Here is a 25,393-nt window from a genome sequence, read left to right on the forward strand (position 1 = left end):
TAGAGTCTGTCCGGCGAGTCCGGCGACCGAACCCCGGTGATACGGCCGGTAAGGGCACCTCAGCCTGCCGGGCCCCCGCCGCGCACCGGAAGCATCCCGTGCGACCCGCAGCACCTCTGACGCCTCAGCCGCTCGCGCCCCCGCCGCCCCGCCGCCCCCGGAGACACCGGCCCCGGGCGGCCCGCGGCCGGTGGCCGGCGGGGTGTGTCGTCCCAGGTGAGTACGGCCTGCCTTGCTGGCGGGCCGCCGGGACCCCGCGTATCGTCGAACGGAAGATCGACGAGGGGAGCGCGATCCATGTCCGCGGGGCTGCAGGCGGGCGGGCCGGCCGAGCGGCACGGCCCTACCCACCGTGACGTCACCGGCGGCTGGCTGCGGCCCGCCGTCTTCGGCGCGATGGACGGGCTGGTGTCGAACCTCGCGCTGATCACCGGCGTGGCCGGCGGCTCGGTCTCGTCCACGACGATCGTGCTCACCGGCCTCGCGGGGCTGGCGGCCGGCGCGTTCTCGATGGCCGCGGGGGAGTACACCTCCGTCGCCTCCCAGCGCGAGCTGGTCCTCGCCGAGCTGGACGTGGAGCGGCGCGAGCTGAGCCGGCACCCGGAGGACGAGCTGCAAGAGCTGAGCGACCTCTACGAGTCCCGCGGGGTGGACCCGGAGCTGGCCGCCGAGGTGTCCAGGCAGCTCATGCGGGACCCGGAGCAGGCGCTGGAGATCCACGCCCGGGAGGAGCTGGGCATCGACCCGGGCGACCTGCCGTCGCCGCCGGTGGCGGCGCTGTCGTCGTTCGGCTCCTTCGCCGTCGGCGCGCTGCTGCCGGTGCTGCCGTATCTGCTGGGCGCGACGGCGCTGTGGCCCGCGGTGCTGCTCGCGCTGGCCGGGCTCTTCGCCTGCGGCGCGGCGGTGGCGCGGATCACGGCCCGCACCTGGTGGTACAGCGGGCTGCGGCAACTGCTCCTCGGCGGCGCCGCGGCGGCCGTCACGTACGGCCTGGGCGCCCTCTTCGGAGCCACGGTCGGCGGCTGATCGCCGGACCGCGGGCGCGGCCGGATCCCGTATCCTCGAAAGCGATCTGCTCGCACTTCTGATCTATTACCCCCGCGTTTCGAACCGGACCACCGCGGGCATGTGACGGGGACCGCGGGCAGTGCCGCCCGCGCTTCGTCCTGCACGAACCGTGCAGATCCCCCGCGCGGCGGGGTGCACTCCCCGACCGGGGGTGTCCGGATGCTGATACGCGGTATCCGCTTCCTGAGCTGCAGGTCATCATGTAACCTGCACGAAATTTCGGCCAGGGCCAACGTCGTCCCTCGGCACGCATCACTGCCACGACGACGACGGGAGAGCCGATGCGGCACGCATCCCAGGCGGCCCGCCCTGCAGCGCAGGGGCTGTACGACCCCCGGTACGAGCACGACGCCTGCGGGGTCGGCTTCGTCGCCACGCTGAGCGGGGAGGCCAGCCACGCACTCGTCCAGCAGGCGCTGACGGTGCTGCGCAACCTGGAACACCGCGGTGCCACCGGCTCCGACCCCGACACCGGCGACGGCGCCGGCATCCTGCTGCAAGTCCCGGACGCGTTCCTCCGCGCCGCCGCCGGCTTCCCGCTGCCGGCCGCCGGTTCGTACGCCGTCGGCATGGCCTTCCTGCCCGTGGCCGAGGACGAGGCCGCCGCCGTACGGGAGCGGGTCGCGGCCATCGCCGCCGAGGAGGGCCTGCGGGTCCTCGGCTGGCGCGAGGTGCCCGTCGCGCCCGAGCTGCTCGGCGCCGGCGCCCGCGCGACCATGCCGTCGTTCGCCCAGCTCTTCGTCGAGAGCGCCGACCCGGCGGCCCGCAAGAGCGGCATCGAGCTGGACCGGTCCGCGTTCGTGCTGCGCAAGCGTGCCGAGCGCGAGACCGACGTGTACTTCCCCTCGCTGTCCTCGCGCACCCTCGTGTACAAGGGCATGCTCACCACCGGGCAGCTCGAACCGTTCTTCCCGGACCTGTCGGACCGCCGGCTGACGACCGCCATCGGCGTCGTGCACTCCCGGTTCTCCACCAACACCTTCCCGAGCTGGCCGCTGGCCCACCCGTACCGCTACATCGCGCACAACGGCGAGATCAACACGGTCATGGGCAACCGCAACTGGATGCGCGCGCGGGAGTCCCAGCTCTCCTCGGAGCTCTTCGGGGAGCACGACCTGGAGCGGGTCTTCCCCATCTGCACCCCCGGCGCCTCCGACACCGCCTCCTTCGACGAGGTGCTGGAGCTGCTGCACCTGGGCGGTCGGTCGCTGCCGCACGCGATGCTGATGATGATCCCGGAGGCGTGGGAGAACCACGAGTCCATGGACCCGGCCCGGCGGGCGTTCTACCAGTACCACTCCACCGTCATGGAGCCCTGGGACGGCCCGGCGGGCGTCAGCTTCACCGACGGCACCCTCGTCGGCGCCGTCCTCGACCGCAACGGCCTGCGCCCCGGCCGCTACTGGGTCACCGACGACGGGCTGGTCGTGCTCGCCTCCGAGGTGGGCGTGCTCGACTTCGACCCGGACCGCGTCGTGCGCAAGGGCCGGCTGCAGCCTGGCCGGATGTTCCTGGTCGACACCGCGCAGCACCGCATCGTCGAGGACGACGAGATCAAGGCGGAGCTGGCCGCCGAGCACCCGTACGGGGACTGGCTGGACGCCGGCATCGTCGCGCTGCCGGAGCTGCCCGAGCGCGAGCACATCGTGCACACCCACGCCTCGGTCACCCGCCGCCAGCAGACCTTCGGCTACACCGAGGAGGAGCTGCGCGTCCTGCTCGCGCCCATGGCGCGCACCGGCGCGGAGCCGATCGGCTCCATGGGCTCCGACACCCCGCTCGCGGGGCTCTCGGACCGGCCGCGGCTGATCTTCGACTACTTCACCCAGCTCTTCGCGCAGGTCACCAACCCGCCGCTGGACGCGATCCGCGAGGAACTGGTCACCTCGCTGCACTCGGCGCTGGGCCCGCAGGGCAACCTGCTGGAGCCCACGCCCGCGTCCTGTCGTACGGTCACGCTGCCGTTCCCTGTCCTCGACAACGACGAGCTGGCCAAGCTCATCCACGTCAACGCCGACGGCGACATGCCGGGCTTCAAGTCCGTGACGCTCTCCGGGCTCTACCGCGTGCAGGGCGGCGGCCAGGCGCTCGCCGACCGGCTGGCGGAGGTCTGCACCGAGGTCGACGCGGCGATCGACTCCGGCGCCCGGCTGCTGGTCCTCTCCGACCGGCACTCCGACGCCGAGCACGCCCCGATCCCGTCGCTGCTGCTCACCTCCGCCGTCCACCACCACCTGATCCGCACCAAGCAGCGCTCCCAGGTCGGCCTGCTGGTCGAGGCCGGCGATGTGCGCGAGGTACACCACGTCGCTCTGCTCATCGGCTACGGGGCCGCCGCCGTCAACCCGTACCTGGCGATGGAGTCCGTCGAAGACCTCGTCCGCGCCGGTACGTTCATCGAGGGCGGCCCGGACGGCGATGCGCAGACGGCCATCCGCAACCTGATCAAGGCGCTGGGCAAGGGCGTGCTGAAGGTGATGTCCAAGATGGGCATCTCCACCGTCGCCTCGTACCGCGGTGCGCAGGTCTTCGAGGCCATCGGCCTGGACCAGGAGTTCGTGGACACGTACTTCCACGGCACCACGTCGAAGATCGGCGGCGCGGGACTCGATGTCATCGCCCGGGAGGTCGCCGCCCGGCACGCCAAGGCGTATCCCGCCTCCGGCATCGCCCCGGCGCACCGCAACCTGGAGATCGGCGGCGAGTACCAGTGGCGCCGCGAGGGCGAGCCGCATCTCTTCGACCCGGACACGGTCTTCCGGCTGCAGCACTCGACCCGCACCCGCCGCTACGACATCTTCAAGCAGTACACGCAGCGCGTGGACGAGCAGTCCGAGCGGCTGATGACGCTGCGCGGGCTCTTCCGGCTGGCGTCGGACCGCCCGGCGGTGCCGCTCGACGAGGTCGAGCCCGTCGCCGCGATCGTCAAGCGGTTCTCCACCGGCGCCATGTCGTACGGCTCCATCTCGCGGGAGGCGCACGAGACGCTGGCGATCGCGATGAACCAGCTCGGCGGCAAGTCCAACACCGGCGAGGGCGGCGAGGACGCCGACCGGCTGTACGACCCGGCCCGGCGCTCGGCGATCAAGCAGGTGGCCTCCGGCCGCTTCGGCGTCACCAGCGAGTACCTGGTGAACGCCGACGACATCCAGATCAAGATGGCGCAGGGCGCCAAGCCCGGCGAGGGCGGCCAGTTGCCCGGCCACAAGGTGTACCCGTGGGTGGCCAGGACTCGGCACTCCACCCCCGGCGTCGGCCTCATCTCGCCGCCGCCGCACCACGACATCTACTCGATCGAGGACCTGGCGCAGCTCATCCACGATCTGAAGAACGCCAACCCGCAGGCCCGCATCCACGTGAAGCTGGTGAGCGAGGTCGGCGTCGGCACGGTCGCGGCCGGGGTGTCCAAGGCGCACGCCGACGTGGTGCTGATCTCGGGACACGACGGCGGCACCGGCGCCTCCCCGCTGACGTCGCTCAAGCACGCCGGCGGCCCCTGGGAGCTGGGTCTCGCCGAGACCCAGCAGACGCTGCTGCTCAACGGGCTGCGCGACCGGATCGTGGTGCAGACCGACGGCCAGCTCAAGACCGGCCGCGACGTGGTCGTGGCCGCGCTCCTCGGCGCCGAGGAGTTCGGCTTCGCGACCGCGCCGCTGGTGGTCTCCGGCTGCGTGATGATGCGCGTGTGCCACCTGGACACCTGCCCGGTCGGCATCGCCACCCAGAACCCGGTGCTGCGCGAGCGCTACACCGGTCAGGCGGAACACGTCGTCAACTTCTTCGAGTTCATCGCCGAGGAGGTCCGCGAGCTCCTGGCCGAGCTGGGCTTCCGCAGCCTGGACGAGGCCGTCGGCCACGCCGAGGTGCTGGACATCACCCGCGCCGTCGACCACTGGAAGGCGCAGGGCCTGGACCTGGCGCCGCTGCTGTACGTCCCGGAGCTGCCGGACGGGGCCGCGCGCTACCAGGTCACCGGCCAGGACCACGGCCTGGAGAAGGCGCTCGACAACGAGCTGATCAAGCTCGCCGCCGACGCCCTGGCCGCACCGTCCGCCGCCGAGGCCCAGCCCGTACGGGCCCGGGTGGCGATCCGCAACATCAACCGCACGGTCGGCACCATGCTCGGCCACGAGGTGACGAAGAAGTTCGGCGGCGAAGGGCTGCCCGACGGCGCGATCGACATCACCTTCACCGGCTCCGCGGGACAGTCGTTCGGCGCCTTCGTGCCGCGCGGCGTCACGCTGCGGCTGGAGGGCGACGCCAACGACTACGTCGGCAAGGGCCTGTCCGGCGGTCGGCTCGTGGTCCGGCCGGACCGTGCCGCGGAGCACCTCGCCGAGTACAGCGTCATCGCGGGCAACACCCTCGCGTACGGCGCCACCGGCGGCGAGATGTTCCTGCGCGGCAAGGTCGGCGAGCGGTTCTGCGTCCGCAACTCCGGCGCGCTCGTCGTCGCCGAGGGCGTCGGCGACCACGGCTGCGAGTACATGACCGGCGGCCAGGCCGTCGTGCTGGGCGAGACCGGGCGCAACTTCGCGGCCGGCATGTCCGGCGGGGTCGCGTACGTCATCGACCTCGACCCGGACAACGTCAACGAGGGCAACCTCGCCGCCGTCGAGAAGCTGGACGACGCCGACCGGGAGTGGCTGCACGACGTGGTGCGCCGCCATCACGAGGAGACCGGCTCGACCGTCGCGGGGAAGCTGCTCGCCGAGTGGGACGCCCCCGACGCGGGCGTCGCCCGCTTCAGCAAGGTCTACCCGTCCACGTACAAGGCAGTGCTCACCGCCAAGGACGCCGCTGAGCGGGCCGGCCTCACCGAGGCCCAGACGCACGAGAAGATGATGGAGGCTGCGCTCCATGGCTGACCCCAAGGGCTTCCTGACCACCGGCCGCGAGGTCGCCGAGACCCGGCCCGTCGCCGAGCGGGTCAAGGACTGGAACGAGGTCTACGTCCCGGGCTCGCTGCTGCCCGTCATCAGCAAGCAGGCGGGCCGCTGCATGGACTGCGGCATCCCCTTCTGCCACAACGGCTGTCCGCTGGGGAACCTCATCCCCGAGTGGAACGACTACGCCTACCGCGAGGACTGGACCGCCGCCAGCGAGCGGCTGCACGCGACGAACAACTTCCCGGAGTTCACCGGGCGGCTGTGCCCGGCGCCGTGCGAGACGGCCTGCGTGCTGGGTATCAACCAGCCGGCGGTGACCATCAAGAACGTCGAGGTCACCATCATCGACAAGGCGTGGGAGGCCGGCGCCGTCACGCCGCAGCCGCCGGAGCGGCTGTCGGGCAAGACGGTCGCCGTCATCGGCTCGGGCCCCGCCGGGCTGGCCGCGGCGCAGCAGTTGACCCGGGCCGGGCACACGGTCGCGGTGTACGAGCGCGCCGACCGGATCGGCGGGCTGCTGCGGTACGGCATCCCCGAGTTCAAGATGGAGAAGCGGCACATCAACCGGCGCGTCGAGCAGATGCGGGCGGAGGGCACCAAGTTCCGTACGGGTGTGGAGATCGGCCGCGACATCGACGGCGCCAAGCTGCGCAAGCGCTACGACGCCGTGGTGGTCGCCGCCGGCGCCACCACCGCCCGCGACCTGCCGGTCCCGGGCCGCGAGCTGGCCGGCATCCACCAGGCGATGGACTACCTGCCGCTCGCCAACAAGGTCCAGGAGGGCGACTACGTCACCCCGCCGATCTCCGCCGAGGGCAAGCACGTCGTGGTCATCGGCGGCGGCGACACCGGCGCCGACTGCGTCGGCACCGCGCACCGGCAGGGCGCGGCGTCCGTGACCCAGCTGGAGATCATGCCGCGGCCGTCGGAGGAGCGCCCCGAGGGCCAGCCGTGGCCGGTCTACCCGATGACGTACAAGGTCACCTCCGCCCACGAGGAGGGCGGGGAGCGCGTCTACTCCGTCTCGACCACCCACTTCGAGGGCGACGAGGGCGGCAACGTGGCCTTCCTGCACCTGGTCGAGGTGCGGTTCGAGGACGGCGGGTTCAAGCCGGTGCCGGGCACCGAGCGGAAGATCCCGGCCGAGCTGGTCACGCTCGCGATGGGCTTCACCGGCGTGGACCGGGAGAACGGTCTGGTCGAGCAGCTCGGCCTGGAGCTGGACGCACGCGGCAACGTCGCCCGCGACGCGGACTACGCCACCAGCGTCCCCGGGGTCTTCGTCGCCGGCGACGCCGGGCGCGGTCAGTCGCTGATCGTCTGGGCGATCGCCGAGGGGCGTTCCGCGGCGCGCGGCGTGGACCGTATGCTGACGGGCGCCAGCGACCTGCCGGCGCCGATCCGGCCGACGGACCGGGCGCTGGTGGTCTGACGCCCGGCCGCACCGCACAGAGATGTCTTCGGGATGTCCCGTACAACGAGGTACGGAACAGCAAGACCCGCGGCGCCTGCCTCTCCCCGACCGTTGAGGCGGGCGCCTCGGCGCGTCCGGGGGGTGCGGTGGGGCCGCGGGGGCGGGCGGGGCGGGCGGGATGGCTGCGGTCTGGTGCGGCCGGGGCGCAGCGGATACCTTCCGGGAAGGTGCGCCGTCCTGCAACTCCCGTTCGTATCCCAGGAGTCCACATGCTCAGACGTCGCTCGACGGCACCGCTGTTCCTCGCCTTAGTGCTCGCCCTGTTCGCCCCGCTCACGGCCGCCGCCGCCCCAGAACCGACCGTCACCGGATCGGGGCCGGCCGCCGACGTCCCGCTGGAGGAGCTGGCGGTGACCACCACCCAGGTCGCCTCCGGACTGCGCCGCCCCATCGACATCGCCGCGCCCGACGACGGCAGCGGCCGGCTCTTCATCGCCGAGAAGCGCGGCACCGTCCGCGCCTACCACCCCGACACCGGCCTCGCCCCGGAGCCCGTCGCCGACCTCACCGACGTCGTCGACGAGTCCGGCAACGAGCGCGGGCTGCTCGCCATCGTCCCCGACCCGGCCTTCCCCGAGGTCCGGGACCTGTACGTGGTCTACAGCGCGCTGCCCGACGGGGCGATCACCCTCGCCCGCTACGGCCTCGACGACGGCGGCCTGGAGGTGCTGCTCGCCCAGGAGCACGCCGAGTACAGCAACCACAACGGCGGCACGCTCGCCTTCGGCCCCGACGGCTACCTCTACTGGACCATCGGCGACGGCGGCGGCGCCGGCGACCCGTTCGACAGCGGCCAGCGCCTCGACACCCTGCTGGGCAAGCTGCTGCGCATCGACGTGAACCGGACCTGCGGCGACCTGCCGTACTGCGTGCCGGAGGACAACCCGTTCACCCGCACCGCCGGCGCCCGCCCGGAGATCTGGGCGTACGGGCTGCGCAACCCCTGGCGCTTCTCCTTCGACCCCGCGGACGGCTCGCTGTGGCTCGGCGACGTCGGCCAGGGCCGCTGGGAGGAGATCGACCACGTCGCCCGTCCGGAGCAGCCGGGCGCGAACTTCGGCTGGTCCTGCCGCGAGGGCTTCCAGGTCTTCGACGAGGCCCAGTGCGCCGGGGACGCCGACTACACCGACCCCGTGTTCACCTACTCCCCGCAGACCGGCGGCTGCGCCGTGGTCGGCGGCCGGGTCTACCGCGGCGAGCGGTACGCCGGCCTGCTGGGCGGCACGTACATCGGCACCGACTACTGCTCGTCGGCGGTCTGGGCGCTGCGCCCGGACGGCCGGGGCGGCTACGAGCAGGCGGAGATCGGCCAGTTCCCGACCCAGATCACCGACGTGGGCGAGACGGTCGACGGCGAGTTCTACGTCGTCAACGACCTGCCGGGCGGGCTGCACAAGGTCGCCTTCGAGCGGCAGCGGCCGACCTGCGCGCTGGACGTCGCCTCGACCACCTGGGGCGGCGGCCTGAGCGCGGATCTGACGCTCACCAACACCGGCAGCACGCCGATCGACGGCTGGACGCTGAAGTTCCCGCTGGCGATCGGCCAGACCGTGATCTCGGACTGGAACACCGACCTCTTCCAGGGCAGCGACATGATCACCGCGGCCAACGCCGCGCACAACGCGGTGATCGAGCCGGGGGAGAGCGTCTCGCTGGGCTATCTGGCGAGCCATACGGGTGATGTTTCGCCGCCGAAGCGCGCCACGCTCAACGGCGACGCCTGCACGCTGACCGCTTCCGCCAGGGCCGCCGGCTGACGCTTCGCGATAGCAAGCGCTTCCACGCCTGCCTCCGGTCGCGCGCCGGAGGCGGGCGGTAAGAAAATGACGATGATAGTTTCGGATGCACAGCGCGCAACGTCAAAGGTCGGACAAGTGTCGGATGGACGCTTCGGCGACGCCTCAGACAACGGTTCGGCATCACCTCGAAACCACCCTTGACCCTGGTTAAACCACTCCATACCGTCCTGGTGGTCTAGACAAGTTCAGGTTCGGCTCACTGGAGAGCGGGAGCGGTTCATGCGGAAGTTCGTCATCGGCGCCGTGAGCGCCGCAATGGTGCTGGGGCTCGCCGCCTGTGGCAGCGACTCCGACGATGGGGACGGCGGCGGCGACGCACTGGACGGCAAGGGCAAGACCCTCGACGTCTGGATCATGAAGGGGACCAACCCCGATGCCGAGCCCTTCTTCGACAAACTGAACAAGGAGTTCGAGAAGAAGACCGGCGCGAAGGTCAACGTCGAGTACCAGCAGTGGGAGAGCGCTCAGCGCAAGTTCACCACTGCGATCGAGGGCGGCCCGGACCAGGTGCCGGACGTCGCCGAGGTCGGCACCACCTGGGTGCCCCAGTTCGCCGACACCGGCGGCCTGGTGGACGTCACCGACCAGGTGAAGGACGCCGGTCTCGACCAGGACCTGGTCGAGGGGCTGAAGGACGCGGGCACGCTGGAGGGCAAGCAGTACGGCATGCCCTGGTACGCGGGCGTGCGCGGCCTCGTCTACCGCAAGGACATCTTCGACAAGCACGGCCTGAAGGCCCCGACGACCTGGGAAGAGCTCCGGGACGTCGCGCTCACCCTGAAGAAGGAGGAGCCGGACATGATCTCGTTCCCCGTCGCCGGCGGGGCCGAGATGTTCGCGATGCCCTTCGTCTGGGGCGCGGGCGGCGAGCCCGCCGTGCAGGACGGCGACACCTGGAAGTCGGCCATCAACTCGCCGGAGTCCGTCGAGGGCCTGCAGTTCTACACCGACCTCGCCACGAAGGACAAGCTGTCCCCGGCGAAGGTCACCACCTGGCGCGAGGACGAGGTGGCCCAGGAGTTCACCAAGGGGAACGTCGCCATGACGATCTCCGGCAACTGGACCCCCAAGACCTTCCTCGACGAGGCCCCCGAGCTGGAGGGCAAGATCGCCGCCGCGCCGATCCCCGGCAAGGACGGCGGCATGAGCCCGTCGTTCCTCGGCGGCTCCTACCTGTCGACGTTCGACAGCGACAAGAAGGAACTGGCCTGGGAGTACGTCAAGATGGCCACCACCGGCAAGTTCGCCGCCGAGTGGGCCAAGCAGACGAACTACTTCCCCGGTACCAACACCGACCTGAAGAAGATCGCCGACGAGGGCGACCCGCTGGTCGAGCCGTTCGCCAAGCAGATGATGGAGGCCGGCGCGACCGTCCCCAAGACCACCGCCTACGGCGAGATCCAGGCCAGCCAGGTGGTGCTGAAGTTGGTCCAGTCCGTGCTCAAGGGCGACCAGAGCGTCCAGGAGGCAGCGGACAAGGCCGCCGGCGAGATGGACGACATTTTCGCCAAGTCCGAGTAGACCCCGCTTTCGGACAAGGACACGGAAAGACACAGTGAAGGATTCGCTCGCCGCCGAGGTCGCGCTGGCTCCCCCCACGGAGCCGTCGCGGCCCGGCCGCGCCTCCGCCGACGCCGCCCGCCGCCGCAAGCGGCTGGTGACGGTGACCCGGCCGTGGCTGCTGCTGGCACCCTCCCTTGTGGTGCTGGCCGGGCTGCTGCTGTGGCCGCTGATCGAGGTCGGCAAGCTGTCGCTGCAGGACTACGAGGTCAAGTTCGGCGGCGGCGTCGGCACCTGGACCGGCTTCGACAACTACTCCGCCCTGCTCTCCAACGAGCTGCTGTGGCGCACGGTGCTGCCGAACACGGCGTTCTTCGCGTTCGGCTGCGTGATCCTCACGGTGGCGTTCGGCACCTTCGTCGCGCTGCTGCTCAACCGGCTGGGCACCGTGTGGCGGGTGGTCTGCTCCACCGCGATCATGGCCGCCTGGGCGATGCCGGCGGTCACCGGCACGTACGTCTGGGTCTGGCTCTTCGCCGCGGAGGACGGGCTGATGAGCCGGCTGGCCGGCGGTCTCGGGCTCATCGACCCCGAGACCACCAACTGGTTCACCGAGCGGCTCGGCTTCTACGCCATCGCCACCCTGAACGTCGTCCACCACGGCTTCCCCTTCGTCGCCATCACCGTGCTCGCGGGCCTGATGACGGTGCCGAAGGAGCTGTACGAGGCCGGGATGATCGACGGCGCGAGCGCCTGGCAGCGGTTCTGGCGCATCACCGTGCCGGCCCTCAGGCCGATCTTCCTGGTCGTGACCATCCTCTCGACCATCTGGGACTTCAAGGTCTTCACCCAGATCTTCCTCATGCCCGGCGGCAGCGGAAGCAACGAGGACGTCATGAACCTCGGCGTGTACTCGTACATCGAGGCGTTCGCCAAGAACGACTACGGCGCCGGCGCCGCCGCCGCGGTGATGCTCACCCTCCTGCTCATCGCCATCACCCTCGTCTACATCCGCACGCTCTTCCGGCAGGGGGAGGAGGACCTGTGAAGCGCACCTCGATCGGCTCGCGCATCGGCCTGCCGGCCGCCGTCGCGGGGCTGCTGATCTTCACCCTCTTCCCCGTCTACTGGATGATGAGCACGGCGCTGGACCCACGGGCCTCCTCGCGGGGCTCGGACCTGCTGCCCAGCGGCGTCACGTTCGAGCACTTCAGCCGGGTGTGGAACGAGGGCGACTTCGACCGCTACCTGCTGAACTCGGCGATCGTCGGCCTCGGCACCATCCTGGCCGCCGCCGCGCTCTCGCTCTTCGCGGCCGTGGCCGTGGCGCGCTTCCGCTTCACGTTCCGCACCTCCGTGCTGATCATGATCCTGATCGTGCAGATGGTGCCGCTGGAGGCGCTGGTCATCCCGCTCTTCCTGCAGATGCGCGACTACGAGATGCTCAACAGCCTGCTCGGGCTGACGATCGTCTACATCGCGCTGTCGCTGCCGTTCGCGATCTGGACGCTGCGCGGGTTCGTCGCCACCGTGCCGAAGGAGGTCGAGGAGGCGGCGTACATCGACGGCTGCACCTGGCCGCGGATGTTCTGGTCCGTGCTGCTGCCGCTGGTGGCGCCCGGTCTGGTGGCCACCAGCGTCTTCGCGTTCATCACCGCCTGGAACGAGTTCGTCTTCGCGTACACGTTCATGAAGGACAGCGAGAAGTACACGGCGGCCGTGGGGATCTACCAGTTCTTCGGCGAGAACGACACCGCGTGGGGGCCGGTCATGGCCAGCTCCACGCTGATCACGCTGCCGGTGCTGATCTTCTTCGTGATCGTGCAGCGGCGGCTGGCCTCCGGTCTCGCGGCCGGGGCGATCAAGGGCTGAGGACGCGGCACGTACCGGCCCGCGGCGCCCACGGATTCCGCGGGCCGGTCACGTGTCGCACTCCAGCACCGCCTTGCACAGCCCGCAGCGCGCCCGTACGTATCCGCGCACCGGCACCCGGATCCGCTGGTGGCAGACGGGGCACGGGAACGACACCCGCATCGGGGGCCCGGCCTCGAAGGCGTAGCCGTCGACGGGGGCGGCCGTCGTCGTCAGCCCGCCGTCGGCCGCACGCAGGAACAGCTCCTGCGCGCGCCTGCGGTCCCGGGTGTACCGGTGCCGGCCCAGCCGGCCGCTGGCCGCCAGCGGCGGGCGGGCGGCGTCCCGGCGGGCCAGGTCCATGCCGGCGGTGTACGCCTCGTACGCCTGCGGGCTGGTGAACCAGACCTCCGGGTTCTCGCCGAAGGCGAGGGCACGCTTGGCGACGACGTAGCCGAACTCCTCCGGCGTCAGGTAGCCGAACCGCTGCGAGGCGCCGCCGCCCTCCCGGAAGGCGTCCAGCAGCAGCCAGCCCGCGCCGAGGTAGGCGGTCGCGGTGTCGGTGAGGATCTCGTTCTCCGCGGTCTCCGGGAAGGACAGGCCGAGGCGGTCCAGATAGACGTGCATCACCTCGTGCGCCAGCGCCCCGCCGATGTCCCTGCGGTGCTCGCGGAAGCGCGGGTTCAGCTCGACGAAGTACTCCGGGCCCGCGGCCAGCTCCACGACCGCGGCCTCCGGCATCTCCCGGAAGCCGACGATCACCCGCGCGTCCGGCAGCCGCAGATGCTGCACCAGCGTGTGCGCCACGCGCTGGACGCCGAGGTGCAGATCCTCGTCGGCGGCCAGGGCGACGTCGGCCGGGGGGACGCTGACGGGGAAGTCGGCGTGCAGGAGGTCGGCGGTGAGCCGCCGGTAGAGCGCCGTCAGGGCCGACCGCACGGTCCGCAGATGCGGAAAGCCGTGCACGACCTCGCTCACGCTGTTCACCGGCGACCCCCGGGGTCCGACTCCAGCCCACTGTACGGGCCCCGCGCCGCGCGGCCCGGCGCGACGTATCGTGACGCACATGAGTCCGAACATCGCCACCAACACCCGGGTCGACCTCGCCGGGCTGCTCGACTTCGTACGGCCCAGGCACCGGGCCCTGCTGCTCACCCGGCGGGCCGACGGCTCGCCGCAGGCGTCGCCGCTGACCTGCGGCGTGGACGACGCGGGGCGGATCGTCGTGTCCACGTACCCGGAACGGGCCAAGACCCGCAACGCGCGGCGCGACCCGCGGGTCGGGATCGTAGTGCTCTCCGACGAGTGGGACGGACCGTGGGTGCAGGTCGACGGCGCGGCGGAGGTGATCGACGCGACGGCTGACGTGGAGCCGTTCGTGGAGTACTTCCGCAACATCGCGGGCGAGCACCCGGACTGGGACGAGTACCGCGAGGCCATGGTGCGGCAGGGGAAGTCGCTGATCCGGATCACGCCGGAGCGGTGGGGTCCCGTGGCCACCGGGGGCTTCCCGGCGCGGCTGTCGGAGGGGGCGTAGCCCCGCGTCACCTGACGGGCGGCGATTTGCGGCAGCGCGGCGTCGAACCAGTCGTCCACGGCGGCCAGGAACTCCGGGTCGCGGGTGCGCACCCGCGACCCGGCGGGCCCGTGAGCCCGTGCGGCAGCCCGCCGTTCTCCCACTCGGCGCAGAGGTACGGACCCGGGCGGACGATCACCCACAGCCCCGCGGCCTGCGCGGCGTCGATGAAGCGGCCGGCCGCCGCCACGTCCTCGTAGCGGCCGGGGTGCGGCTCGTGCAGGTGCCACGGGATGTACGCCTCGACGCAAGTCAGGCCCATCGCGCGGAGCATCGCGAGGCGGTGGCCCCACTGCGCCTCGTGCACCCGGAAGTAGTGCATGGCCCCCGACAGCAGCCGCACCGGCCTCCCGTCGAGATGAAAACTGTCGCCTTCCACCGTGAACTCAGGCACCGATTCCCGCCGTTCGTCGCCGATTGCCGGGCACATACTCGCGCCCCCTGGCCACCCGCCCGTCTATGGACAAAGATCGACGGTGCTTGGACTCGGCGCTCGGTCCCGGTGTCAGGACCCGGCGGCGGCGATGCAAGGAGGGCGGGAGATGAGCCACCACACGTGGATGCGCTACTTCACCCCCGGCCCGGTGCACCGCAAGCTCGGCCTGGTCTGCCTGGGCGTCGGGCTGCAGTACGGCGACCTGCCGGTCGTGGGGCCGCGCACGCTCGACCACCACGTCGCCGTCGTCATCAGCAGCGGCCGCGGCTGGTTCCGGAACGGCGAAGGACCGGTGCTGGACGTCGCGCCGCCCGCGCTCCTGTGGCTCACCCCGGGCGCTGTCCACCACTACGGGCCCGACCCCGCGACCGGCTGGGACGAGGCGTTCGTCGACTTCACCGGGTCCGCCGTGGCCGCGTACACCGAGCTGGGCTACGTCCAGCCGGAGCGGCCCGTGGTGCCGCTCAGCGACGCCACCGGGCCGCGTACCGTCGTCACCCGCATCGCCCGCGCCGCCCGCCGCGGCAACCCGATGCTGGAGGTCGAGACGTCCGCCGCCGTGCACGACCTGCTCGTGGCGCTGCGCCGGTCGCGCGCGGACATGGCCCCGGACGGCGACCCGGTGCTGCCGGCGCTGGCCCGCGACGCCTTCCTGCCGCTGTCCGTCGCCGAGCACGCGGCGCGGCACGGGATGACGACGGCGGAGCTGCGCTCCGCGGTGCGGCGGGCGGCGGGGTGCAGCCCGAAGGACTACCTGCTGGGGATACGGCTCGGGCGGGCGAAGGAGCTGCTGGCCGCCACGGAGCTGCCGATCGCGGCGGTGGCCCGGCGGGTGGGATACGACGACCCGGCGTACTTCTCGCGGCTGTTCACCCGCCGGGTGGGGGTGGCGCCGGTGCGCTTCCGCGACCAGCAGGGCCGCACGGCTCCGGGCGGCTGGAGCGACCGCGCCCCGGACACGGGGGACCCGCCGGTGGCCGGATGGACCCCGCGGGGCCGGGGCCCCGGGTAGCCGGCCGTCGGCCGGCCGGTGGGTGGGCAGGTACGCCCCGCGGTCACGGGCGTACGGGCCGGGCGCCGCGGTACGTCGTCGCGGGCAGCGCCGGTCAGCCGGGGCGTACCAGGCGGGTGTCGTACGCGAAGATCACCGCCTGCACACGGTCGCGGGCTCCGGTCTTGCCGAGGATCCGGCCGATGTGCGTCTTGACGGTCGACTCGGCGAGGTGCATCCGCTCCGCGATCTCGCCGTTCGTCCAGCCCAGCGCGACGGCCCGCAGCACCTCGCGCTCCCGGTCGGTGAGCACGGCGAGCCGCGGGTCGGGGCCCGCGGGCTCGCTGCGGGCGGGCAGCAGGTGCGCGTAGCGCTCGATGAGCCGGCGGGTCAGCGCCGGGGCGACCACTGCCTCGCCGGAGGCCACCGCCCGGATCCCGGCGAGCAGTTCGTCGGGCAGCGCGTCCTTGACGAGGAACCCGCTGGCGCCGGCGCGCAGCCCGGCGAAGGCGTACTCGTCGAGGTCGAACGTCGTCAGGATCAGCACGCGGGTGCGGCCGCCGGCGGCGGTGATGCGGCGGGTGGCCTCGATGCCGTCGAGGCCGGGCATGCGGACGTCCATCAGGACGACGTCGGGCCGCAGTTCCGCGGCCAGCCGCACCGCCTCCGCGCCGCCGCCGGCCTCGCCGGCGACGGCCATGTCGCCCTGGCTCTCCAGCAGCATCCGGAAGCCGAACCGCTGGAGGGCATGGTCGTCGACGATCAGCACGCTGGTCACGGAGTCGCCTCCGGCGGGGGACCGGGCACGGGCGGCCTCCCGGCGGAGGGCGGGCCGCCGGCAGCGGGCGAGGACTCCCGCGGGGGCGCAGAAGAGGAAATGTGTGAAGCCGCGGCCGGAGAGGAGGAGTCCGTGCGCGGGGTCCCGGCAGCGGGTGCGTGAGGAGACCCGGGCGAGGGGGCGGCGAGGTGCGAAGGGCCGGGTGCTGACGGGGACGCGCCGGCGGGCGCGGGACCGGCCACCGGCGGCAGTGTGGCGTACACGCGCCAGCCGCCCGCGGCGGGGCCCGCGTCGAGGGTGCCTCCGTACACGGCGGCGCGCTCGCGCATGCCCGCGATGCCCCGGCCGCCGTGACCGTGCCCTTCGTCACCGCTGCCCGGGGAGGCCCACGCGCCGGCGGACCCGTCCCGGGCGGAGGACCTGCCTGCGGCCCCGGCCCCCGGCACGGTCCCGGGCGCGCCCCCTGCCCCGGCGACGGGCCCGCTCCCGTCACCCGCTTCCCGCGGCACGTGTGCGCGCCCGTTCCGGCCCCGGCCCTCGCCGTCCCGGCCGGCGGGCGCCGCCGTGTCCGTCACCACGATCTCCACCCCGCCCGTCCCGCAGTTCAGACGCACCGCGGCCGTCGCGCCCGCGCCCGCGTGCTTGAGCGTGTTCGTCAGCGCCTCCTGCACGATCCGGTAGACCGTCAACTGCCGCCCCTCCGAGAGGGTTCCCGAGTCCCCGCGCACCGTGCAGCGCACCGGCAGCCCCGCTTCCCGTACCCGCTGGAGCAGCGGGTCCAGCTCGGCCAGCCCCGGCTGCGGCGCCAGGTGCGCGGGCCCGGCGCCGGCGTCCTGCTCGTGCAGGACGCCCAGGAGGCGGCGCAACTCGCCCAGTGCCTGCCGGCCGGTGGTGGAGATCGCCTCCAGCGCCTGCGCGGGCCGCTCAGCGGCGCGGTCGGCGGGGCCGCCCGTGCCACTCGCCGCCGGGCCGCCGCCGCGGCGGGCCGCGTACGCGCCGCCGTCCGCGAGGCCGACGATCACCGAGAGGTTGTGCGCCACGATGTCGTGCATCTCGCGTGCGATCCGGGCGCGTTCGGCCGCGGCGGCGAGTCGCGCCCGCTGGTCGCGCTCGACCTCCAGCCGGTCGGCCCGGTCCAGCAGGGAGGCGATGTAGTCGCGCCGGGTGCGTACGGTGATGCCGCTCATCACGAGGGTCGCGGCGATGGCGATCACCGGCAGATACGTGCGGACGAAGTCCTCCGGCGGCTCGCGCAGCGTCTCCGCGCCGATGTCCACCGCCAGGATCGCGGCGACCCACAGCAGCCGCGACAGCGGTAGCCGAAGTGCGACGTTGTGCAGGGCGACGCCGAGCGCGATCACGGAGGCGAGCGCCAGGTGGTACGCGTCGTGGACGAAGGTCAGCGCGGCGGCCGCGCAGAACGTCGCTAACGGGTAGCGCCGGCGCCACGGCATCGCCGCCACCATGCCCGCCCAGATCAGCCACGGCACGGTCGGCGTCATCGACGCCAGCTCGGCGGGGTCCGCACCGGGCTGGTCCCGGGAGTCGCCGCGCCAGTCGCCGAGGGTGAGTTGGACGAGGCCCGGGAAGGCGACGAGGCCGGTCAGCACCGCGTCCCACACGGCCGGACGGCGGGCGTCGAAACCCCGTATGCGCTGCGCGGCGGCGTGGAGGCGCTGCGTGGGCACGGGCGCCGGATCCGCTCCCGTGCCCCGCCCCGCCGCCGTGTCCCCGTCCGCGCCGGGCCCTTCCGCTTGCCGCTCTGCCGCTTCCCGTGTCATCCCGCCGCCGTCCCCCCGGCCGTTGCCGCCACTCGCAGGGTTCCCGTCGCCACCCGCGCCTCTTGCCCCGTTCACGCCATCCGCCCCGCCCTCACCGCCCTGGCGGGACGCTCCGCCCGCCCGGCCCCGCCGGCCGGACAACGCATCGCCGCGCACCCGCCGCCTGCCCTCGGCCCATGGTGGCCCAGCGGCACTCAGACGTCATGGCGCCGGAGCCGCAGCGCCGCCCCGGCCAGCCCGGCCGCCGCCCAGACGGCCATGGTGACGAGCGCCGCGCCGATCGACGGCAGGTCCGGAGCCGGGTGGGCGGCCATCAGCGGCTCCATGGCGGCCAGCGGGGTGTACGCCACGGCGTCCTCCACCCAGTCGTACGGCAGCAGCGGCGCCACGCTCGGTACCACCATGAGCACCGCCACGAACGCCCCGATGGACGCCGGTACGCCGCGCAGCAGCGCCCCGACCGCCACCCCCAGCACGGCGATCAGCGCCGCCCCCGCGGCCGTGGTGACCAGGGCCCGCCCCACCCCGGGGTCGCCGAGGCCGGCGGCGATGGGGGTGCCGGCGAGGAACGCCTGCGCCAGCGGGAACGTCACCAGCGCCGTCGCCAGCGTCAGGACGAAGCTCACCGTGCCGAAGACGACCGCCTTGGCCCACAGCACCGGCAGCCGGCGCGGCACCGCCGACATCGTGGCACGCACCATCCCCGTGGACCACTCGCCGGCGGTGGTGAGGATGCCCAGCACGGCCAGGATCAGCAGGCCGAAGTTGAGGCCCAGCAGGCTGACCTCGACGGGGTCCTGGGGACCGTCGCCGCCTCCGTCGGTGTAGCTTGCGCCGATGGCGAGGCCGATGCCGGCGGCCAGCACGGCGACGGCGGCCAGCGAATACCAGGTCGAGCGGAGCGACCACAGCTTCGACCACTCCGCGCGCAGCACCCGCGGGTACGTCACGCGGTAGCCGCCACCGGCGGCGACGCGCGTGCGGCCCGTGCCGGGTGCGGTCAGGGACGGGGTACTCATGCGGCGATCTCCTCCTTCCGCCCCGCGGTGGGGGCGTGGTACTCGACGGCGTCCCTGGTCAGCTCCATGAACGCCTCCTCCAGCGACACCCGGTGCGGCGTCAGCCCGAAGAGCGGGACGCCGTGCGCGGCCGCCGTCAGGCCGATGTCCTCGGCGCCGACGCCGCGGACCCGCAGCTCGTCCGGTCCGTCGGAGGCGACCTCCACACCCGGGCCGGCCAGCAACTCCCGCAACCGGCCCGCCTGCGGGGATCTCAGCGACACCTCGTCGCGCCCGGCGGCCCGTACGAACTCCGTCACCGTCGTGTCCGCGAGCAGCTGTCCGCGGCCGACGATGACCAGGTGCTCCGCGGTCAGCGCCATCTCGCTCATCAGATGCGACGAGACGAACACCGTGCGGCCCTCCGCCGCCAACTCCTTGAGCAGGTTGCGGATCCACAGGACACCCTCGGGATCGAGACCGTTGACCGGTTCGTCGAGTACGACGGCCGCCGGGTCGGCCAGCAGCGCGGCGGCGATGCCGAGGCGCTGCCCCATGCCCAGCGAGAACCCGCCGGCGCGCCTGCGCGCCACCCCGGCCAGCCCGACCGCCTCGATCACCTCCTCCACCCGCGCCCGCGGGATGCCGTGGGTCAGGGCGAGCGCGAGCAGATGCTTGTACGCGCTGCGCCCGGTGTGGACGGACCGCGCCTCCAGCAGTGCCCCGACCTCGGACAGGGGCGCGGGATGCCGGGCGTACGGGCGGCCGTTGACGGTGACGGAGCCGCTCGTCGGCGCGTCCAGGCCCACGATGAGGCGCATCGTGGTGGACTTGCCGGCGCCGTTGGGTCCGAGGAAGCCCGTCACGGTTCCCGGGCGCACGGTGAAGGTCAGGTCGTCGACGGCGGTCTTCTCGCCGTACCGCTTGGTGAGCCCGCGTACTTCGATCGTCATACCCGCGACGCTAGGCGGCGCGGCCGGGCAGAACGTCCGACCACGGCCCGCATCCGCGCGGGCCCGTAGTACCACGGGAGGACCCCGCCAGGGCCCCGGGCACACCCCCGCCGCTCAGCGGGGCTGCGCCGCCCGCACGCTCAGCACGTCTTCTCCTCCGGGGCCGGTCCTCCGGCCGGCTCCCCGGCCGCCGGTGCCGCACCGGCCGCCGGCGTGCCCGCCGCCGTACCGCCCGAGGCGACGACGCGCGGGTCGCGGCGCACGCCCCGGCGGCGCGACACCGCCACGCCCGCCAGGCACAGCGCGCCGCCCAGCAGCGTCGGCACCTCCGGCACCTCGCCCAGCGCCGCCCAGGACATGAGCACCACCAGCGCCGGCACCGCATACGTCGTGGCGCCCATCTTCCCCGCCGTCGTCCGCGCCAGCGCGTACGCCCACGTCGTGAAGGCCAGCGCCGTCGGGAAGATGCCGAGATAGACCACGTTGGCCGTCGCGGAGAGCGGCGCGTCGCCTATCTGCCCCGCCAACTGCCCGGCGAACGGCAGGCACAGCACCGCGCCCGTCATGCAGCCGTAGGCCGTGACCTGGAGCGGCGAGGCGTGCGCCAGGGCCGGCTTCTGGCTGACGACCCCGCTCGCGTACGTCGCCGCGGCCAGCAGGCACAGCAGCACCCCGCCGAGCGAGGAACTGCCCCCGTCGGACATCGATATCCCCACCACCACGGCGCCCGCGAAGGACACGCCGAGGCCCGCCAGCAGCATCCGCGGGAAGCCCTCCTTCAGCAGCCAGCCGCTGAGCAGCGCCACGAGCATCGGCCCGACGTTCACGACCATCGCGGCCGTGCCCGCGTCGACCAGCTGCTCGCCCCAGTTGAGCGCCACCATGTACACCCCGAACCAGAGGGTGCCCGACACGGCGATGCCCGGCCACGCCCCCCGCGGCGGCAGCCCTTCGCGGCGCACGAGCAGGAGCAGCGCCAGCGCCGCCGAGCCCGCCAGCAGCCGGCCGAGCGCCAGCGCGCCGGGGCTGAAGTGCTCGCCCGTGTCCCGGATGGAGACGAACGCCGACGCCCACAGCACCACCGTCACCGCCGCCGCGGCCATCGCCCGCCGGTCCGCCCCTGCCTGCACGTTTGCCATGCCCAGCAAGGTAACAGGCGGCACTGACAACCGTCCCGCCCCTGTTACGGTGGCGGCATGACCGACCACTCCACGTCCCCGTCGGCCATGGACGGCCTCTCCGACTCCGATGTACGCGCCGAGCTCGACCGGCTCCGCGACAGCATCGACAACATCGACGCGGCCGTCGTGCACATGCTCGCCGAACGCTTCAAATGCACCCAGCAGGTCGGCCGCCTCAAGGCCGCCCATCACCTGCCCCCCGCCGACCCCGCCCGCGAGGCCCGCCAGATCATCCGCCTCCGCGAGCTGGCGGAGAGCGCCAAGCTGGACCCGGCATTTGCGGAGAAACTTCTCAACTTCATCATCGCCGAGGTCATCCGGCACCACGAGACCATCGCCAACTCCGCCGCCCCGGAATCCCCCTCCGCCCCCTGACGGGCGAAACGCTCCGGTACCTGGTCCCGCACGCGGGCAACAGGACCGCGCAGCACGCGCGGTGGGCGGGCAGGCCGCGCGCTCCCCGCCCGTCTCCTACGCCCCGCCGCCCGCGTCGTACGCCGCGAAGGTCCGCTCCGGCAGCAGCCAGCCCTCCTCGTGGAAGATCCGCGTCCCCGCCTCCCGCACCCCGGCGTCGGTGCCCGCGCGGGCGACCCAGTCGCGGGGTGCCGGGCCCAGGAGGTCCCGCAGCCGGGTGGAGGCGGCGAGGAGGCGGGTGAGGAGGGCGGGTTGGTCCAGGGCGTGGGGGAGGGGACGGCCGCGGCCGTCGGAGAGGATGCCGCGGACGTTGTAGTAGACGTACGTGTCCGGCAGCAGCCCGCCGCCGGGCAGCCGCACCGGGAACTCCGCGGCCGGCAGCAGGGCGCGCCCGTAGTTCGGCATCTCCGTGCCGTCGACGGTCCGCAGTTGCCCGTCGTCCAGCCACGTCACCCACAGCCGCGCTTCGGCGTCCGGCTCCGCGTACGGGGCGGCCGCGACGTACCCGGGCGGGCTGATGTGCCCCGAGACGCCGACGCCGAGGCCGCCGGCGGTGACCGGGGAGACCGGCGCGACGGCGGGCAGCCCCAGTCGCGTGAGCTTGTGCCGCACCTGCCCCGGCGCCGCGTTGGACCCCAGCGCCAGCACCGGGGCCCGCGCCGCCACCGGCGGCTGCCCGAGCGCCGCCAGCGCCTCGTCCAGCCCCGTGTCCGTACCGCCGTCCGCGACCCGCCACCGCCCCACCCCGCCCGGCGCGGGCCGCAGCGGCAGCAGCCGGTCGCCGGCGAGCAGCGAGGGCCCGGGCACCGGCGGCCCCGGATACGCCAGCGGCTCCAGCAGGGGTACGGTCGCGAGGCCCAGCGCCTCCAGCGTTCTGTCCGGCACGCCCGGCAGCGTAGTCCCGCCGCCCCGGCCGGGACGCGAGGCCGCGGCCCGACCCCGCCCGGGTGTCGTCGTACCCGCAGGTCGTGAGGCAGCATAAGGCCCATGCCCGCACTCACCCGCGCCGAGGCGCAGCTCCGCGCCGACCTGCTGGACGTCCGCCACTACGCCGTCGACCTCGACCTGACGCGCGGTGAGGAGGTCTTCGGCTCCAGCACCGTCATCACCTTCGCCGCCCGCACGGCGGCGGAGACGTTCGTCGAGATCCGGCCCGCCGAGCTGGTACGTGCCACGCTCGACGGCCGGGACCTGGAGACCGGCGCGCTCGACGACAACCGGCTCGCGCTGCAACTCGCCGAGGGCGAGCACGAACTGCGCGTCGAGGCCGTCATGAGCTACTCGCGCACCGGCGAGGGCATGCACCGCTTCACGGACCCCGCCGACGGTGAGACGTACGTCTACAGCCAGCTCTTCCTGGACGACGTGCAGCGCGCCTTCGCCGCGTTCGACCAGCCCGACCTCAAGGCCGTCTTCGACGTCTCCGTCACCGCGCCCGCAGGATGGACCGTGCTCGGCAACGGCATCGCCCACCAGGAGGCGGACGCGGGACCCGGCGCGGAGCCCGCAGCCGGCGTGCGGTGGCGGCTGACGACCACCCCGCCGCTGGCCACCTACCTCGTCGCCGTCGCCGCCGGACCCTGGCACTCCGTCCACACCGAGCACGCCGGGCTGCCCTTCGGCCTGCACTGCCGCCGCTCCCTCGCCGCCCACCTCGACGCCGACGCCGAGGAGCTGTTCGACGTCACCCGGCGCTGCTTCGACCGCTACCACGAGCGGTTCGCCGAGCCGTACCCCTTCGACTCCTACGACCAGGCGTTCGTCCCGGAGTTCAACGCCAACGCCATGGAGAACCCGGGCCTGGTCACCTTCCGCGACGAGTTCGTCTACCGCTCCGCCGTCACCGACACCGAGCGCCAGACCCGCGCCATGGTCATCGCGCACGAGATGGCGCACATGTGGTTCGGCGACCTGGTGACCCTGCGCTGGTGGGACGACATCTGGCTGAACGAGTCCTTCGCCGAGTACATGGGCTACCAGATCCTCGCCGAGGCCACCCGCTTCACCGGCACCTGGACCGACTTCGCGATCGCCCGCAAGAGCTGGGGCTACGACGCCGACCAGCGGCCCTCCACGCACCCCGTCGCCCCGCCGCGCGTCCCCGACAGCGCCGCCGCGCTGCAGAACTTCGACGGCATCTCGTACGCGAAGGGCGCCTCCGCGCTGCGCCAACTCGTCGCCTGGATGGGCGAGAAGGACTTCTTCGCCGGGCTCGACGACTACTTCTCCCGGCACCGCTTCGGCAACGCCACCCTCGCCGACTTCATCGCGTCCATGGACCGCGCCTCCGACCGCGACGTGCCCGAGTGGGCCGACGCCTGGCTCCGCACCACCGGCGTCGACACCTTCCGTCCCGAGATCTGGCAGGGCGAGGACGACGTGTGGGTGCTGGAGGTCGAGCACGCCGGGCGCCGCCCGCACCGGCTGGACGTCGGCCTCTACGACGAGGTCCCCGGCGAGCCGGGCCGGATGGTGCTGCGCGAGAGGGCGGCACAGGAGTTCGCCGCGGACCTCGGGCTGAAGTCCGCGTCCGCGGAGGGCCGGGTGCCCGACCTCGTGCTCGTCAACGACGGCGACCTCACGTACGCCAAGATCCGGCTGGACGAGGGCTCCTGGGAGACCGCGCTGCGCTGCCTGTCCGGCATCCCCGACCCGCTCAGCCGCGCCGTGCTGTGGAACGCGGCCCGCGACATGGTCCGCGACGCCGAACTCCCGCCCGCCGACTACCTCCGGGCCGCCGCCGCGCACCTGCCGGCGGAGGACGACCTCGCCGTCGTCCAGGGCGTGCTGGGTTTCGCCCGCGGTCCGGTCGCGGGCGCCTACGTGCCCGACGCGGACCGTCCCGCGGCCCGCGCGACGGTCGCGGAGACCTGCCGCGAACTGCTGCGCCGCACCGACGACGACCACGACCCGGGGCTGCGGCTCGCGGCCGTACGCGCCCTCATCGACTGCGCGGACGAGCCCGACGAGGTACGCGACTGGCTCGCCGCCGGCACCGTCCCGGGCGGCCCCGTGCTCGACCCCGACCTGCGCTGGCGCTGCCTCGTCCGGCTCGCCGTCCTCGGTGCCACGACCCCGGAGCGGATCGAGGCGGAGGTCGCGCGCGACCCCGGCGCGTCCGCGCAGGAGGGCGCGGCGCGGTGCCTCGCCGCGCTGCCGGACGCGGGGGCGAAGGCGGCGGCCTGGGAGTCGATGTACGGGGGCGCGGCCGGTGCCGCCGAGCTTTCCACCTACCTGTTCACCGCCACCGCGCTGGGCTTCTGGCAGCCGGAGCAGCGCGAGGTGCTGGCGCCGTACGTGCCGCGCTGGTTCGCCGAGACGCCGGGGCTCGCCGGGCGCCGCGGCCCGGCCATCGCCGAGGCGGCGGGGCGCTCCGGGTTCCCGCGGGGGTTCGTGGACGCGGAGACGCTGCGGCTCGGCCGGGAGTGTCTGGAGCGGGACGATCTGGTGCCGGCGCTGCGGCGGCGGCTGGCCGACCAACTCGACGACCTGGGCCGGGCGCTGCGCGTGCGCGAGGCGGCGGACGCCGGGTCCGCGTAGCGGAACGGGCCGGGCGCGGCTGCCGGAACGGCGTCGCGCCCGGCCCCGTAGCAGATCGTGGAACGCGCCCCTCCGTGTCCTGACGCGTTCCCACGTACGGGCGAACTCCCGGGCAGAACGGTGCGTTTCGGAGAAATGGCGGAAGTAGGTTAGGGCCGCCTCAC

Annotated in this window: 18 protein-coding genes and 1 pseudogene; 11 read left to right on the forward strand and 8 right to left on the reverse strand. The window is 73.2% G+C overall.

Annotated features, from left to right (window positions below):
- The first annotated feature begins 297 nt into the window (after positions 1-297).
- The 7 genes from FB457_RS15055 to FB457_RS15085 all read left to right on the forward strand — a co-directional run bounded on the left by FB457_RS15055 (position 298) and on the right by FB457_RS15085 (position 12,602).
- On the forward strand, positions 298-1,026 hold the full coding sequence (locus tag FB457_RS15055) for a VIT1/CCC1 transporter family protein (protein WP_047015207.1): 729 nt from the start codon (positions 298-300) through the stop codon (positions 1,024-1,026).
- Positions 1,027-1,349: 323 nt separating this feature from the next.
- Complete coding sequence (gene gltB / locus FB457_RS15060) at positions 1,350-5,936, forward strand: glutamate synthase large subunit (RefSeq protein WP_145782192.1); 4,587 nt, start codon at positions 1,350-1,352, stop codon at positions 5,934-5,936.
- Positions 5,929-7,389 carry a glutamate synthase subunit beta gene (locus FB457_RS15065; protein WP_047015205.1) on the forward strand — a complete coding sequence of 487 codons (1,461 nt, stop codon included), beginning with the start codon at positions 5,929-5,931 and terminating at the stop codon, positions 7,387-7,389. Before gltB ends, FB457_RS15065 begins: the two co-directional genes overlap by 8 nt.
- A gap of 251 nt (positions 7,390-7,640) precedes the next feature.
- Complete coding sequence (locus FB457_RS15070; RefSeq protein WP_047015204.1) at positions 7,641-9,188, forward strand: PQQ-dependent sugar dehydrogenase; 1,548 nt, start codon at positions 7,641-7,643, stop codon at positions 9,186-9,188.
- Between the two features lie 261 nt (positions 9,189-9,449).
- Positions 9,450-10,751: a sugar ABC transporter substrate-binding protein gene (locus FB457_RS15075; RefSeq protein ID WP_047015203.1), complete on the forward strand. Its 1,302-nt coding sequence runs from the start codon at positions 9,450-9,452 to the stop codon at positions 10,749-10,751.
- A gap of 34 nt (positions 10,752-10,785) precedes the next feature.
- Entirely contained in the window at positions 10,786-11,778 is a 993-nt protein-coding gene (locus FB457_RS15080) for a carbohydrate ABC transporter permease (protein WP_047015202.1), read from the forward strand.
- Entirely contained in the window at positions 11,775-12,602 is an 828-nt protein-coding gene (locus FB457_RS15085) for a carbohydrate ABC transporter permease (RefSeq protein ID WP_047015201.1), read from the forward strand. The genes FB457_RS15080 and FB457_RS15085 overlap by 4 nt, the downstream gene beginning before the upstream one ends.
- A 48-nt stretch (positions 12,603-12,650) precedes the next feature.
- On the opposite strand, the gene FB457_RS15090 is transcribed toward FB457_RS15085, so the two are convergent.
- Positions 12,651-13,568 (reverse strand): hypothetical protein, encoded by a 918-nt coding sequence (locus tag FB457_RS15090; RefSeq protein WP_047015200.1) that lies wholly within the window; start codon positions 13,566-13,568, stop codon positions 12,651-12,653.
- Between the two features lie 79 nt (positions 13,569-13,647).
- Between FB457_RS15090 and FB457_RS15095 the strand changes: the two genes are divergently transcribed.
- Positions 13,648-14,118 carry a PPOX class F420-dependent oxidoreductase gene (locus FB457_RS15095; protein ID WP_047015199.1) on the forward strand — a complete coding sequence of 157 codons (471 nt, stop codon included), beginning with the start codon at positions 13,648-13,650 and terminating at the stop codon, positions 14,116-14,118.
- On the opposite strand, the pseudogene FB457_RS15100 reads toward FB457_RS15095, so the two are convergent.
- A pseudogene (locus tag FB457_RS15100) lies at positions 14,118-14,551 on the reverse strand (beta-galactosidase); the annotation flags it as partial. The gene FB457_RS15095 and the pseudogene FB457_RS15100 sit on opposite strands and share 1 nt — an antisense overlap.
- A 148-nt stretch (positions 14,552-14,699) precedes the next feature.
- On the opposite strand from FB457_RS15100, the gene FB457_RS15105 reads away from it, so the two are divergent.
- Positions 14,700-15,605: a helix-turn-helix domain-containing protein gene (locus FB457_RS15105; protein ID WP_145782193.1), complete on the forward strand. Its 906-nt coding sequence runs from the start codon at positions 14,700-14,702 to the stop codon at positions 15,603-15,605.
- A gap of 94 nt (positions 15,606-15,699) precedes the next feature.
- On the opposite strand, the gene FB457_RS15110 is transcribed toward FB457_RS15105, so the two are convergent.
- The 5 genes from FB457_RS15110 to FB457_RS15130 all read right to left on the reverse strand — a co-directional run bounded on the left by FB457_RS15110 (position 15,700) and on the right by FB457_RS15130 (position 21,197).
- The gene (locus tag FB457_RS15110) at positions 15,700-16,362 is read right to left on the reverse strand and encodes a response regulator (RefSeq protein ID WP_047015196.1); all 663 of its coding nucleotides are present in this window, start codon (positions 16,360-16,362) and stop codon (positions 15,700-15,702) included.
- Entirely contained in the window at positions 16,359-18,143 is a 1,785-nt protein-coding gene (locus FB457_RS15115; RefSeq protein WP_145782195.1) for a histidine kinase, read from the reverse strand. The genes FB457_RS15110 and FB457_RS15115 overlap by 4 nt, the downstream gene beginning before the upstream one ends.
- A gap of 194 nt (positions 18,144-18,337) precedes the next feature.
- Positions 18,338-19,162 carry an ABC transporter permease gene (locus FB457_RS15120; protein WP_047015195.1) on the reverse strand — a complete coding sequence of 275 codons (825 nt, stop codon included), beginning with the start codon at positions 19,160-19,162 and terminating at the stop codon, positions 18,338-18,340.
- The gene (locus FB457_RS15125) at positions 19,159-20,094 is read right to left on the reverse strand and encodes an ATP-binding cassette domain-containing protein (RefSeq protein WP_145782196.1); all 936 of its coding nucleotides are present in this window, start codon (positions 20,092-20,094) and stop codon (positions 19,159-19,161) included. Before FB457_RS15125 ends, FB457_RS15120 begins: the two co-directional genes overlap by 4 nt.
- A gap of 140 nt (positions 20,095-20,234) precedes the next feature.
- Positions 20,235-21,197, reverse strand: coding sequence for a DMT family transporter (locus FB457_RS15130; protein ID WP_145782247.1), 963 nt, complete (start codon positions 21,195-21,197; stop codon positions 20,235-20,237).
- Between the two features lie 93 nt (positions 21,198-21,290).
- Between FB457_RS15130 and FB457_RS15135 the strand changes: the two genes are divergently transcribed.
- Positions 21,291-21,650, forward strand: a complete 360-nt coding sequence (locus tag FB457_RS15135; protein WP_047015192.1) for a chorismate mutase — start codon at positions 21,291-21,293, stop codon at positions 21,648-21,650.
- Positions 21,651-21,746: 96 nt separating this feature from the next.
- On the opposite strand, the gene FB457_RS15140 is transcribed toward FB457_RS15135, so the two are convergent.
- The gene (locus FB457_RS15140; RefSeq protein WP_047015191.1) at positions 21,747-22,574 is read right to left on the reverse strand and encodes a hypothetical protein; all 828 of its coding nucleotides are present in this window, start codon (positions 22,572-22,574) and stop codon (positions 21,747-21,749) included.
- A gap of 102 nt (positions 22,575-22,676) precedes the next feature.
- Here FB457_RS15140 and pepN point away from each other — a divergent pair, with 102 nt between their 5' ends.
- Positions 22,677-25,229, forward strand: a complete 2,553-nt coding sequence (gene pepN / locus FB457_RS15145; RefSeq protein WP_047015190.1) for an aminopeptidase N — start codon at positions 22,677-22,679, stop codon at positions 25,227-25,229.
- The last annotated feature ends 164 nt before the right edge of the window (positions 25,230-25,393 follow it).

Source organism: Streptomyces sp. CNZ287, assembly GCF_007827615.1.